A 12,807-nucleotide genomic window follows, 5' to 3' on the forward strand; every position below is an offset into this window, starting at 1 on the left:
GAACCCTCGAATCGAGGCAAATGCCTTTATAATAGCGCTATTTCTGAATACGGGTCGCTTCTGATGACTGTATAGGAAACGTACCAGTTGCGGGTGGTGGTCGGCTATCGGGAGCGGATCATAGTCATCCCGAGAGGAACGGTCGCCTACTTGTCGCGGCGTCTGTCGATCACGTTTCGCAGTTAGACTGGCAGAAACAGCCGCGATTTGACGAACTGCGACCGATTGGCTCGTTCAACAGACGGGCTTCGGATTCGCTCCCAGTTCTTCCAGATTCTCGACGTACTCGTCGTACGCAGCGCTGATCGCGTCGACCGCGGCCGCAGCCGCTCTCGCGCGAGCGGCGTCGTCAATACAGCAGTCCGCGAAGCGTTCTCCGGCGCGCTCGAGTTGGGCGTCGAGATCGTCACCGAACTCGCGGAAGACGGCCGCCGTTTGCGGGTCCGCGTCACCGATGAAGTAGCCGACGACCTGATCTTTCGAGCGCTTGCTCGCGAGGATGCGCCCAACGAGTGCGCCGATGCGTTCGTCGGTGGACTCGAGTGTCCGCAGGTAGTCGTGGAGCGCTGGGACTGCATCGGGTTCGTACGCGTCGGCGGCGGTCTCTCGACCGAGGGTATCGAGCACCGTTTCGAGGTGGTTGCGCTCCTCGGCAGCGGTCGCTTTGAAGGCCTCGCGTGTCCCCTCGTCGGATTCGTCGTCGGCCCAGGCGCTGAACGTGTGCCAGGCAGCGTACTCGGCGTCGGCCGTGGCCGCGAGGACGGGTTCCGTGTCGATGTCGCCGTCCGTCTCGGCGTAGAGGGACTTCGAGGAGCCAAGACGCGAGAGCTGTGTCTGGGCATCCTCGCGGACGGTCTCAAGGAACGTCTCGAAATCGGCTGGGCTGTCGGCGTCGGCTGGGTCACGCGCGTTGTCGCTCATACGTGTCGTGTGTGGGTGGCTGCTAATTCGTCTCTCGTCTCGCTTAGCTGCCGTCGCCGGTCTCGACGGGCGCGTTCACCAGGTTACCCCACTCGGTCCAGGAGCCGTCGTAGTTGACCGCATCCTCGTAGCCAAGCAGTTCGTGCAGCGCGAACCACGCGACGGACGACCGCTCGCCGATGCGGCAGTAGGCGACCGTCGTCTCGCCGCCCGTGATACCTTCCTCGGCGTAGAGGGACTCGAGTTCCTCGCGGCTCTTGAACGTCCCGTCATCGGTTGTGACGGCCGCCCAGGAGATGTTCTTCGCGCCCGGGATATGGCCGCCGCGCTGGGCCGTCTCCTGCAGGCCTGGTGGGGCGAGGATCTCGCCGCTGAACTCTTCGGGCGAGCGAACGTCGACGAGGGGCACGCCGCGTTCGATCGCCTTCTCGACGTCCCCACGGTAGGCGCGGATGTTCTCGCGTGGGCCGGCGGCGTCGTACTCGGTGGCCGAGAAGTCGGGCACCTCGTCGGTCGTCGGATACTCGTTCTCGAGCCAGTACTCGCGGCCGCCGTCGAGCAGATAGACCTCCTCGTGGCCGTAGTACTTCAGCTGCCAGTAGGTGTAGGCGGCGAACCAGTTCGCGTTGTCGCCGTAGAGGACGATGGTCGAGTCCTCGCTGATCCCGTGGGAGCCGAGGAGGTCCTCGAGATCGTCCTGCTCGAGCACGTCGCGGCGGGTCTGGTCCTGGAGTTGCGTCTCCCAGTTAAATCCAATCGCGCCGGGGGCGTGCTCGTCGTCGTAGGCTTCCGTGTCCACGTCGACTTCGACCAGTCGGTGTGTGGGGTCGTCGCTCTGGAACTCATCGAGGTGGTCAGCGACCCAGTCAGCCGTGACCAGTACGTCGTTGGCGTACTCGTTTGTTGCCATACCTATTCCCTGGCTCGCTGGGGTTATAGGGCCTCTCGAACCGGATAATGGAGTCGGCGGTCTGTCCTGGAGGAGAGTGTTACCGCTATCGCGGACGCCCGGTATTGATTCACATTTCCTCCCCCTGCAGGGTGTCTGCCCCCCGTCACTCGGCGGGTCGGGTGACTCACGACTGTCACCATGTTCGGCCACGAACCGGAAACGATTGCCACCATATCGGTACCGCGGGGAGACGTGCCGGTACCGGTTCGTTATCGGCCGCAGAGCGAGTTCACTCACCCGATGGACGAATCCGTCGTCGTTTCCCCCGACTGGTTGGCAGCGAACCGCGACCGCCCCGACGTCCGCCCCGTCGACGTCAGAGACGCCTGGGAGTTCGACGCCATCGGCCACGTCCCCGGTGCCGCCAGCATTCCCTTCGACAGCTACCGCGACGACTCCGACGTCGACCGCGGTACTCTCCCCGGTGCTGACGCTTTCGGTTCCCTGCTCTCTACAGCTGGTATCGACCCTGACGACACCCTCGTTGCCTACGACGACACCCATGGCGTCTTCGCTGCCCGGTTTTATGTGACTGCACTTGAGTACGGCCACGACGACGTGCGCCTGCTGAACGGGGATTACAGCGCCTGGAGCCGAGCGTACGAGACGACGACGGCCGCTACCGAGTTCGAGGCGACGAGCTACGAGCCCCACCCGCTCGGTCGGGAGGAGAGCCCACTGGTCGGCTGCGAGGCGGTCGAGACCGCCCGTGAGCGAGACGCGCTGCTGGTCGACACGCGCGAGCGCGATGAATTCGCGGAGGCACATCTTCCCGGTGCCGTCCGATTCGACTGGCGCGAGGCTGTGGACGACGAAACGCGACGGTTGCTTTCCGAGGCGGAATTCGAGGCGCTGCTTGAGTCCCACGGCATTACGCGGGATCGCGAGATTGTGCTCTACTGTAACACGGCGCGGCGGATCAGCCACACGTACGTCGTCCTGCGGGCGCTTGGCTACGAGGACGTGGCGGTCTACGAGGGCAGTCTCACGGAGTGGCTCGCGATGGATGGGGAAATCGAGACGGGAGCGCCGTAGGTAGGATGCAGTGTGTGCGTCTCGCCGATAGCTTTCAAAGTCACTCTCGGAATTATTTTAGCGTGACAGTTCGTTCGTGCAGCTATCGCAATGGTCTCCCGCCGCCACCTTCTGAGCAGTCTCGGCTGTGTCGCCTTCGCGGGCTGCACCGCGGTTCTCCCGGACGACGGCACACAACTAGGCTCGGTCGTTGCGTCGAACTACACTGACGACGAGCGGACGATCGAGGTCCGAATCGCCGCGGACGACGAAACGGTGTCGACGACGACGCACCGGTTGGACGCGATTTCCGAGCAGGTCCCATCTGACGAGCAACTCCCCTGTGAATGGGGTGACGGCCCGGACGAGTTCGTCATCGAAGCCAGACGAGAGGACTCCGAGTGGCGAACGCTCGACGTCTCTGAGCGAGCGACGAGCGACTGCGCTGCGGTGGGCGTCCGCGCACACGACCGGGACTACCTCCCACCGATCGAGTTCACCGTCCACGAGTGTTCCGAACTCGCGGACGACTACGGCTGTGGGTTTCTCGAGTGACCACGCTCATGCTCATTGAATCGATTCGATTTCGTCGTCAAGCGCCGCTGACATCCCGCCAGTTCGGTGCCGTCGAATACTCTCGCGAGGATAGCTCGTCGAACGCCGCGTAGACCACCTCCGATAGCGCCGGGTGCACGTGCACCGGCTCCGCAACGTCGTCGACCATCCCTGATCCACTGTCCATCGCGGTGACTACCTCCTGAATCAGCGTCGACGCATGTGGGCCGACGATGTGACAGCCCAGTATCTCTCCCTCGGGTGCGGCCAGCACCTTGACGAAGCCGTCGGCGTCGAGAATCATCCCCAGCGGCGCGGTCCCGAACGGGACGTTTGCTGACTGGTACTCGAGTCCTTCCGCTTCAAGCGCGCCTTCAGTCCGGCCCACGCTTGCGACCTGCGGCGACGTGAAAACCGCGTGTGGCATCGCGTGGTAGTCAACCTCCTCACCGGTCTCGTCGAGCACGTTCGCGGTGACGATCCGGGCTTCGTAGTCCGCGGCGTGCTTGTAGGGTTCGTTGGCGAGAACGTCGCCCAGCGCCCAGATGTCGTCTGCGGTCGTCTCCAGATACTCGTCCACCTCGACATGGCCCGAGTCGTCCGTCTCGACGCCGGTTTCCTCGAGATCGAGGCTATCGGTGTTCGGCTGTCGGCCAGTGGCGAACAGGAGTTGCTCGGCTTCGAGTTCGACCGATTCGCCACCGTTCCCTCTGCCGTCGCTCGGCTCGGCCGCCACGACAACTCCCTCAGTCGTTTCCTCGACCGCTGCCGCCTCGTATCCCGTGTAAATCTCACAGTGGGACTCGAGTGCGTCCGTCACAACCTCGCTCACGTCGTCGTCCTCGCGGGGGACCAACTGCTGGCTGCGGCCGACGAGCGAGACCTCGGTCCCAAGCGCGCCGAAGAAGTAGCCAAGTTCCGCGCCGATGTAGCCGCCGCCGACGATGACGAGGGAGTCCGGCTGTTCGTCCAGAAAGAGTGCGTCCTCGCTCGTGAGGTAGTCGACGTCCTCGACGCCGTCGATCGGCGGCACGACGGGACGGCCGCCGACTGCGATGACGATCGTTTCGCCGCGGATGCGCGCCGATGTACTCGAGTCCGATTGTGACGCGTTCTCGTCCGTCGGCTCGACGACGATGGTGTTGTCGTCGACGAACCGTCCCGTTCCGTGGTAGCGGGTGAGACCGTCGGTGGTGTCGAGTGATGACTCCTGGTTGTCGGCCTTCTCGTAGACGGTGTCGTGGATGGCTGCGGTGAACTCGTCGAATTCGATCTCCTGGAGGTCGGCGTGGACGCCGAACTCGGTTGCGCGGCGCAGTTCGTCGACGATGTCGGCGCGGTGGATGAGCGCCTTCGAGGGGACGCAGCCGCGGGTGACGCAGGCACCGCCGAGCGGGCCGGGTTCGACGACTGCGGCGGTGTGTCCCTCGTCGATGGCGGCGGTTGCGACCTGGCTGCCGGAGCCGCCGCCGAGGACGATAATATCGTATTCGTCGGTGCCGCCGTCTGCGGCGGCGGTAGTACAAGTGGTGCGTTCGCTGGAACCGTCAGTGCGCTCGCCAGCGTCGAATCCGGTCATCGGAGAACCGACAACGACTGTCGGCGTAAAACGAGGGGATGCGCTGGCTGGTCTGGTTCGAACACGTACCTGTGGCGGCGCAACTCACAGCCAGTCGTCGCCAGTATCGTCCGACTGGCCGTCTCTGTACGTACTGACCGCTTCCTGGAGGTTTTCGATCGCGATCTCTTCGGACTGGCCCTGACTCGAGACGCCGCTCTCCTCGTGGTCGGCGATGTAGAGTCCGTTCTCGTTGACGCGGAGGGAGACCGTCTCGTCGCGGAGTTCGTCGTACGCCGAGAGGTCGACGGTGAGTTCACGTTCGGTGTGGGTGTCGGCGTCGGCATCAGCGTCGGAATCTGCATCCGAAGGCATACCTCCGACTTGTCGCCGCACGGGTGAAATACTCACCGACGCGCTGCGACGCGCTCCTGTGGATCTACCGGTACGGTTCTCCGATAGCGTCTCTGATTTGAGACGTACACTCATACTAGACAACCGATGCCCACGAGCCGGAATCGACTATCCATCCGATTTCTGGCCGCCGAGTCCACGAGAAAAAGGCTTTAACGACCACGCCCCGTACATCCGGCAAATGGTACTCGACGATCTCGGGAGTTCTCTTCGGGGCAGTCTCGATAAGCTCCGCGGGAAGTCACGAATTAGTGAGGAGGACGTCGAGGAGATCGTCAAGGAGATCCAGCGCTCCTTGCTCTCCGCCGACGTCGATGTCTCGCTCGTGATGGAGCTGTCGGACAACATCAAAGAGCGTGCACTCGAGGAGGAACCCCCAGCCGGGACGCCGGCGCGGGACTTCGTCCTCCGTATTGTCTACGAGGAACTCGTCGGCCTCATCGGCGACTCGACGGAACTACCACTCGAGGAGCAGACGATTCTGCTGGCGGGACTGCAGGGGTCGGGGAAGACGACCTCCTCGGCCAAGATGGCCTGGTGGTTCTCGACGAAGGGGCTTCGGCCGGCGATCATCCAGACGGACACGTTCCGACCCGGTGCGTACGATCAGGCCAAGGAGATGGCCGGCCGCGCCGAGGTCGACTTCTACGGGAACCCGGACAACGATGACCCAGTCGAAATCGCACGGAAGGGTCTCGAGGCGACGAGCGAGGCCGACGTCCACATCGTGGACACGGCGGGTCGCCACGCACTCGAGGACGACCTTATCGATGAGATCGAGGAGATCGAAGGTGTCGCCCAGCCCGATACGTCGCTGCTCGTTCTCGACGCAGCGATCGGGCAGGGAGCCAAGGAGCAGGCCCAGCAGTTCGACGAGTCGATCGGCATCGACGGCGTCGTCATCACGAAGCTCGACGGTACCGCGAAGGGTGGTGGTGCCCTTACTGCCGTCGATCAGACCGACAGTTCCATCGCGTTCCTCGGGACGGGTGAGGAGGTCCAGGACGTCGAGCGCTTTGAGCCGGACAGCTTCATCTCCCGCCTGCTCGGCATGGGCGATCTCGGACAGCTCGCAGAGCGCGTCGAGCGCGCGATGGAGCAGACCCAGATCGAGGACGACGACTGGGACCCCGAGGACATGCTCCAGGGGCAGTTCACCCTGAACGACATGCAAAAGCAGATGGAGGCGATGAACAACATGGGGCCGCTCGACCAGGTGATGGACATGATCCCCGGTTTCGGCGGCGGGATCAAGGACCAGCTTCCCGACGACGCGATGGACGTCACCCAGGAGCGGATGCACACCTTCAGTGTCATCATGGACTCGATGACTGACGCCGAGAAGGAGTATCCGAAGGCCATCGGTGCAAGCCAGATCGAGCGTATCGCCCGCGGCTCCGGGACGAGTGAGGAGAAGGTCCGCGAACTCCTCCAGCAGTACAAGATGATGGAGAAGACCATCAAGCAGTTCCAGGGGATGGGCTCCGAGCAGGAGATGCAGCGCATGATGAAGCAGATGCAACAGGGCGGCGGCGGTGGCGGCGGAATGGGCGGCCTCGGTCCGTTCTGATTGCCACTGCGTTGTCTGGCACTCTGTCCTGTTGCCACTCTCGTTTCGCTCTCTCTTTCGACTCTTTTAACTCTTTTAACTCTTTTGACAGACTCTTCTCACAATTTGCTCTGATTGTCGAATCTCGGACACTCACCCAGACGTCCGTGTCCGAGAGGGAGGGTCGCATACACTCGACCCAGCTGACAAATCTACCAGCACGTTAATACAGCCACACTCACATTCTCGTCGTAATGAATCGACGCCAGCACCTCGCCCAACTCGGTGGTGTCGGCCTCATCGCACTCTCGGGCTGTCTCGATACCATCTCCGGCGACGAGACCGATGTCGCTGTCACGGACCGAACCGGACAACGCGCGCTCGATCGCGCGATTGGCCGACTGAACGAAATTGCGATCGAACTCAGTGCATACACAGGAACTGATTCTGGTACTGCTACCGGTACTGACTCTGACGCAGACACCACCACTACCGGCACCACTGACACCACTGCAACCAGTTCAGACACCGCATTTGATCCCGACCCACACCACGAGCGACTCGAGTCCACGCGCTCGTTTCTCGACACTGCGGCGACCGAACTCGAGTCCGATCGCCAGGCAGATGTCGATCTCGTCCGTGACTATGCTGACGTACTCGAGGGGCTCGTCTCAGTCACTGCAACCGTGACCGACGACGAACTCGAGAACGAGATTGAGGACGTGAGCGCCGCGTTCGATACGGACGCAGACGACGAGGAGGCGGCCGATGACAGAGACAACGCTCGCGACACCCTCGAGAGTCGATCTGGTCTCATCGGTGATGCACAGGATCTCCTCGAGAGCGCCACCCAGACAGTCGAGGACTTCGACGACTCACGCTACGAATCCCTACCGACCGTCGACCGAGCACAACTGGTCGACGGAATCGAGGCACTCGAGTCCGTCCTTGATTCTCAGGCAGTGCTGGTCGCCGGCTACGACGAGTTGCTTGCAGGCTACGACGAACTCGAGACGGGTCGGGAGTACTCCGCGGACGACGAGTACGGTGCGGCCGAAACGGCGTTCCTCGACGCGAAATTGTCGTTCGAGGCGGGGACGGAGACGATCGAGGACGGACGTGACGGTACGCCGAACGAACTCGCGGATGCCTTCAAGACGGCCCACTGTCAGGGAACACACTTGCAGACGGCTGCAGCGGAGTTTGCAGCGAGCGCAGCGGCAGCTGACGACCGAGATATTGCTGGGGCCCAGAAACATCAGGAGGGGGCAGAAGACGCGCTCGCGGCGGCTGGCGAGTGTGGTGAGTGAGAAGTCGGACCTGGTAGGGGCAGAAAGCGGTTAGCTATCGACTGGCTTTCCGTCTTCTGTCGGCGGCGCAATCTGGTCGATATACTCCTCAACCGTTGGCTCGTCGACGCGCACGCGGACGCTGATTTCGCCGAGCTCGTCCGGTTCGCCGACCGAGAAGTTGATTCGATCCTCGAAGGCCGCTTGCTTCTTAAGGGCGAACGAGAACGAGTCCCCCTCGCGCGTCGAGAAGAACTCGCCGCGGGCGGTGTCGAGAATCTCTTGTCTGTGCAGGAGCTCGGAGAAGTGATCCATCGAGTGTGTCTCGGCGTGGATCTCACCAACGGACTCCTCGAGGTCAGCGTTCGGGAAGATGGTGGCGACGGCGTCGGCGACCCGACTGGTCACCTCAGTGTCGTAGACCGGTGCCGTTGCTTCGACGTCGACGCGGTAGATATCGGTCATAGCTCTTGTCTCTGGATTCGGTGGGTACGATTTAGGGTCTAACGGTGCTGGTCCGTATCGCGACTGAGCACAGTCGGCTACGGTTGTGGCTCTTCGGGTTCTGTCTCACTCTTGCCCTCGCTACCGGTCGCGGTGGTCGCTTGTTCGGACTCGTCCGTGTCTGCGGACCCGACAGCCGATCCGTCGCGGATAATCGATCGAATCCGCTCGTGGAACGACTCGAGCGACTCGGTGTTCTCGACGACGACGTCGGCACGGTCCATCGCGTCGTCCATCCCGAAGCCGCGCTCGCGTTCGTCACGGGCCGCGAGCCCTTCGCCGCCATCCGCTTCGCTCGCATCACGTCCGCGAGCGTCAATCCGCTCGGCGCGAACGTCGAAGGGAGCCTCGATACTGACCAGCGTGAACGCCTCGTCAAATCGTTCTTCGAAGGCGTTGACCTCGACATCCGAACGAATTCCGTCCACGAGCACCGTCTCGTGATCCGCAAGGCGATCCTCGATCATCGGGAGCGAGCGCTCGGCGATGGCCGCCGGCCCGTTCTCCTCGCGTAGCGCCTGTGCGACCGTTCCGTGGTCTTTCGCCGGGTCGAGCCCGCGGTCTGCGGTTTCCTGACGGACGACGTCGCCCATCGTCACGACTGGAATCCCATCCTCGCGTGCGACGGTGGCAGCCTCTCCCTTGCCGCTTCCGGGGAGCCCCACCGTTCCGATGACGTGCATCGAGAACTCCTACCGCCGAGACGTGCATAAGGGCTGTGTTCGCTGTCGCGGGTCATCGGTCGCCGGTCGTGCTTACGGTTTGTGGCTCACAGTCCACGTTTCGCGGGCCAGAGATGATACTTGTCGCGAGCGGACTCGAGTACCGGCGGTTTCACGTGTCGAAACGGTGTTAGGTCGGGTGTAGGCAATTGGCACGGTTCTTTCAGCTATGACGCGATTTCGACGGTGGTTGTGCCGGTGTTGCAGTGACCGTCTGATTGGATCGGTTATGCCGTTTTGGCGGGGATACCTGTATGCGGTGTGTATTGATAGTCGCCTACAGCTGTTGCAGCGTTGAAACTGTGGGTGTGTTTGCAACAGTTCGTATTTAAAACCTGAAACTTTCGCAATTCGTCTAAATTCTGCACGACAATTCGAACGAACGCGGTCCATTATCTGGCACCCTCACATCGGGCCAGATGCCGATATGACAGCACCGAACCTCAACCGACGCCGCTTTACGAAGCTCGCTGGTGTCGGTATGATCGCGGCCGTCGCGGGTTGTATGGACGATGAAGAGGACGATGAGCTCGGCGACGACGATGGCGACATCGGGGCCGATGATGACGGTACGGGTGATGACAGTGACCCAGGTGACGATGATATGGGCAATGACGATGATGATGAGGATGCAAACGGTGACGAAGACGACGAGCTAGAAAACGGTGATGCTGACGATGAGAACGGAGTTGGTAACGAAGATGAAGATGGTGATGACGTGGACGGAGATGAGGATGCGGATGCCGATGCCGGTGACGATGATATCGGTGACGACGAAGACGATGCAGACCCCGACGCGGACAACGGTGCGTAATCACGTCTGACGAACACGCGAGATATCGATTTTTTCTGCGGACGGACTCGGTCACGGGACCAGTCAGTCAAAGGGTATAAATTGGCCTGACGAATACTCTCCAGATGACGACCATGGGCACGTAGCTCAGTCTGGACAGAGCGTCGGACTTCTATCCTCGTTGCGGTTGCGACGAGGGAAGACATCCGATGGTCGTGGGTTCGAATCCCATCGTGCCCGTTACGCCAGCAAACGCTAATGAGCAGCGCACAATGCACCACGAGGGATTCGAACCAGAGAAGTGCCTTGCTCCAACAGTGGTTCGAGTCCATTCTCCCTGTCCGAAAAACATTATTTCTGACCCCTTCATCCGGAGGGTAGCGCAATGGTTGCTACCGTCCGTTATCAAAGATATCACCCTCGTCAATAGTCCGGAGTTGTTGCTCTCCACAAGCGCACGAATTACCCGGGGAAACCGGTCGGATGGACCCATCGTTAAGCAACCAGATGGTGAATGTTTGCCCACAGTTGTACACATTCCAGGGACTTTTTGTTTATCGTCGTCTGTATCTGAAGGGGTCACCTAACCAAGACTATTGTTATCGTGCAACAATTGGGTAGTCGTCTTAAGTACCTGCTCATCAGTAGCACCCTCTCTGTCACTTCAATCGGGCATTGAGCAGTCCCCTCCATAATTTGAGAACTCGACATGAAATGAGGGGGTTCGAAGTGACCCGTCTCGTTGAATCTGACGAGCGCAAACGATGCAGTTGTCGAATTACCGGTCTTTGTCGGCTCTGTTCGCACTGTATACACGCCGGCCGCTCCACTGGCAGTCGAGTACGGACAGATCTGCAGGGAGAATGCAGGGACAGTGTCCCTGCAACGCGACGAAATCTGGGTGAGCAGATTCTGGTGGAGTTGGTCTCTCAGTGGTCTGCAGGGTGCATTGGAGACCAGTTCAACCAACAGTATAAACGACCATAAACCATCCAGCTGTTCCCAACATTTGCCAACTATTGACATAGGAATGAAACTGTCCCAATTTCCACTCGAGGTTGGGTAGCACCGTCGTGGCTGGTAACACGGGTGTTACGTGGTTGGTCCAGTGTCTCTGTAGGCTTCATATGTGCAGGTAACATAGGGAAACTACATGAGCGACGAGTCAATTCCAGTGACGCCGGAACTGCCGGATAGTCCCGTCCACATGCAGGGCACCGATCACATCACTATCTGGGGGAGCAACGCCGAGGACACGATCGAGTTCTATCGCGATCTGCTCGGGATGCCGCTGGTGCTTCGCCAGCCGAACCTCGATGATCCGTCCCAGACACATCTCTTCTTCGATACAGGCGACGGGCGCATCTTGACGTTCTTCGTGAGCGACGACCGTCCCTCTGCCCGCGGCCAGCGCGGCGGCGTCGGCGCGGTCCACCACCTCTGTTTCAGCGTTGATCCGGACGAGTACGAGGAGACAATGCAGGCACTCGAGGACGCCGGCTACCAGTACAACATCTTCGACCGGGGTATCTTCCACTCGATCTACACGCGAGACAACAACGGCCTCGTCATCGAACTCTCAGCCGACAAGTACGAAATTCCGAACGACCGCCGGGGCGAGATCCTGGCGAAAGCACAGGAGTTACGCGAGGCTGACGGGGCGGAGTACGCCAAGGACGAGCACCTCCGCGGTGCAATCGAGGAACTTGGACTCGAGGTCGTCGAGCACGAGTTGCCCGACGCGAGCGCTGGCACCGGTGGGTTGTAATGACGCCACCGACAGAGCGCGGGAACGGCGGCGACGGTGGCGATGGCGGCGGTGGTAGCGACGGCGGCACCAGTGGCAGCGACGACAGCGACGACAGAATCGACGGTCCACATCAGGGCCAATCGCTCGTAACAGCCGGAACGGAACTCGAATCTGCCGACGCAGCGATGGTCCTCGTCCACGGCCGCGGAGCGACTGCGCGGAGTATCATCCAGATGGGGAACGAGGTCCATCAGGACGGTCTCGCGCTTCTCGCACCGCAGGCCCAGCGCAACGAGTGGTATCCGAATTCGTTCCTCGCGCCAGTGGAGTCGAACGAGCCAGGTCGAACGTCGGGGCTGCAGGCGATTTCGGATGCGATTGAGGCGGCAAACGAGGCTGGCGTGCCGACCGACCGACTCCTGGTGCTCGGCTTCTCGCAGGGGGCCTGCCTCGCGAGCGAGTACGTCGCGCGGGACCCGCAGCGCTACGGCGGGCTGGCCGCGCTGAGCGGCGGTCTGATCGGTGATGAGATCGAGGTGACGGACTATCTCGGTGGAGAGACGGCCGCTGACCTCGATGGAACCCCAGCCTTCCTCGGCTGCAGCGATGTCGACCCCCACGTTCCCGAAGAGCGCGTCCACGAAACCGCGAGCGTTCTCGAGGAACTCGACGCCGATGTGGACACCCGCATCTACGAGGGGATGGGCCACGGCGTCAACGAGGATGAACTCGAGACGGTTGCCTCGATGGTCATCACGCTGGTCGGCGAGTAAGTCGAGAAACGTA

General features: G+C 61.6%; 13 protein-coding genes and 1 tRNA gene. 8 read left to right on the forward strand and 6 right to left on the reverse strand.

What is annotated here, in order from left to right; all coding sequences use genetic code 11:
- Window positions 1-234 precede the first annotated feature (234 nt).
- Both C482_RS04665 and C482_RS04670 read right to left on the reverse strand, forming a co-directional pair.
- Window positions 235-921, reverse strand: coding sequence for a hypothetical protein (locus tag C482_RS04665; protein WP_006166320.1), 687 nt, complete (start codon window positions 919-921; stop codon window positions 235-237).
- 43 nt (window positions 922-964) lie between these two features.
- Entirely contained in the window at window positions 965-1,831 is an 867-nt protein-coding gene (locus C482_RS04670) for a sulfurtransferase (protein ID WP_006166321.1), read from the reverse strand.
- Window positions 1,832-2,113: 282 nt separating this feature from the next.
- Here C482_RS04670 and C482_RS04675 point away from each other — a divergent pair, with 282 nt between their 5' ends.
- Both C482_RS04675 and C482_RS04680 read left to right on the forward strand, forming a co-directional pair.
- Window positions 2,114-2,908 (forward strand): sulfurtransferase, encoded by a 795-nt coding sequence (locus C482_RS04675; RefSeq protein ID WP_049896489.1) that lies wholly within the window; start codon window positions 2,114-2,116, stop codon window positions 2,906-2,908.
- A 90-nt stretch (window positions 2,909-2,998) separates the two neighbouring features.
- Window positions 2,999-3,442, forward strand: coding sequence for a hypothetical protein (locus C482_RS04680; protein ID WP_006166323.1), 444 nt, complete (start codon window positions 2,999-3,001; stop codon window positions 3,440-3,442).
- A 37-nt stretch (window positions 3,443-3,479) separates the two neighbouring features.
- Here the strand turns inward: C482_RS04680 and C482_RS04685 are convergent, their stop codons facing one another.
- Together C482_RS04685 and C482_RS04690 are read right to left on the reverse strand one after the other, a co-directional pair.
- Window positions 3,480-5,021: a dihydrolipoyl dehydrogenase gene (locus tag C482_RS04685; protein WP_006166324.1), complete on the reverse strand. Its 1,542-nt coding sequence runs from the start codon at window positions 5,019-5,021 to the stop codon at window positions 3,480-3,482.
- 84 nt (window positions 5,022-5,105) lie between these two features.
- The gene (locus tag C482_RS04690; RefSeq protein WP_006166325.1) at window positions 5,106-5,375 is read right to left on the reverse strand and encodes a type II toxin-antitoxin system HicB family antitoxin; all 270 of its coding nucleotides are present in this window, start codon (window positions 5,373-5,375) and stop codon (window positions 5,106-5,108) included.
- Between the two features lie 220 nt (window positions 5,376-5,595).
- Here C482_RS04690 and C482_RS04695 point away from each other — a divergent pair, with 220 nt between their 5' ends.
- A complete protein-coding gene (locus tag C482_RS04695) occupies window positions 5,596-6,984 on the forward strand; it encodes a signal recognition particle protein Srp54 (protein WP_006166326.1) in 1,389 nt (462 codons plus the stop codon).
- A gap of 233 nt (window positions 6,985-7,217) precedes the next feature.
- Window positions 7,218-8,273 carry a hypothetical protein gene (locus tag C482_RS04700; protein WP_006166327.1) on the forward strand — a complete coding sequence of 352 codons (1,056 nt, stop codon included), beginning with the start codon at window positions 7,218-7,220 and terminating at the stop codon, window positions 8,271-8,273.
- A 30-nt stretch (window positions 8,274-8,303) separates the two neighbouring features.
- On the opposite strand, the gene C482_RS04705 is transcribed toward C482_RS04700, so the two are convergent.
- Together C482_RS04705 and C482_RS04710 are read right to left on the reverse strand one after the other, a co-directional pair.
- Window positions 8,304-8,717: an RNA-binding domain-containing protein gene (locus tag C482_RS04705; RefSeq protein ID WP_006166328.1), complete on the reverse strand. Its 414-nt coding sequence runs from the start codon at window positions 8,715-8,717 to the stop codon at window positions 8,304-8,306.
- A 77-nt stretch (window positions 8,718-8,794) separates the two neighbouring features.
- Window positions 8,795-9,439, reverse strand: coding sequence for an AAA family ATPase (locus C482_RS04710; protein WP_006166329.1), 645 nt, complete (start codon window positions 9,437-9,439; stop codon window positions 8,795-8,797).
- 466 nt (window positions 9,440-9,905) lie between these two features.
- Between C482_RS04710 and C482_RS04715 the strand changes: the two genes are divergently transcribed.
- The 4 genes from C482_RS04715 to C482_RS04730 all read left to right on the forward strand — a co-directional run bounded on the left by C482_RS04715 (window position 9,906) and on the right by C482_RS04730 (window position 12,794).
- Window positions 9,906-10,292 (forward strand): hypothetical protein, encoded by a 387-nt coding sequence (locus tag C482_RS04715; protein WP_006166330.1) that lies wholly within the window; start codon window positions 9,906-9,908, stop codon window positions 10,290-10,292.
- A 115-nt stretch (window positions 10,293-10,407) separates the two neighbouring features.
- Window positions 10,408-10,511 (forward strand) — tRNA-Arg (locus C482_RS04720).
- Window positions 10,512-11,424: 913 nt separating this feature from the next.
- Window positions 11,425-12,039 (forward strand): VOC family protein, encoded by a 615-nt coding sequence (locus C482_RS04725; protein WP_006166331.1) that lies wholly within the window; start codon window positions 11,425-11,427, stop codon window positions 12,037-12,039.
- On the forward strand, window positions 12,039-12,794 hold the full coding sequence (locus tag C482_RS04730) for an alpha/beta hydrolase (protein ID WP_006166332.1): 756 nt from the start codon (window positions 12,039-12,041) through the stop codon (window positions 12,792-12,794). Before C482_RS04725 ends, C482_RS04730 begins: the two co-directional genes overlap by 1 nt.
- The last annotated feature ends 13 nt before the right edge of the window (window positions 12,795-12,807 follow it).

Origin of the sequence: Natrialba chahannaoensis JCM 10990, from assembly GCF_000337135.1 — an archaeon.
Taxonomy (GTDB): domain Archaea; phylum Halobacteriota; class Halobacteria; order Halobacteriales; family Natrialbaceae; genus Natrialba; species Natrialba chahannaoensis.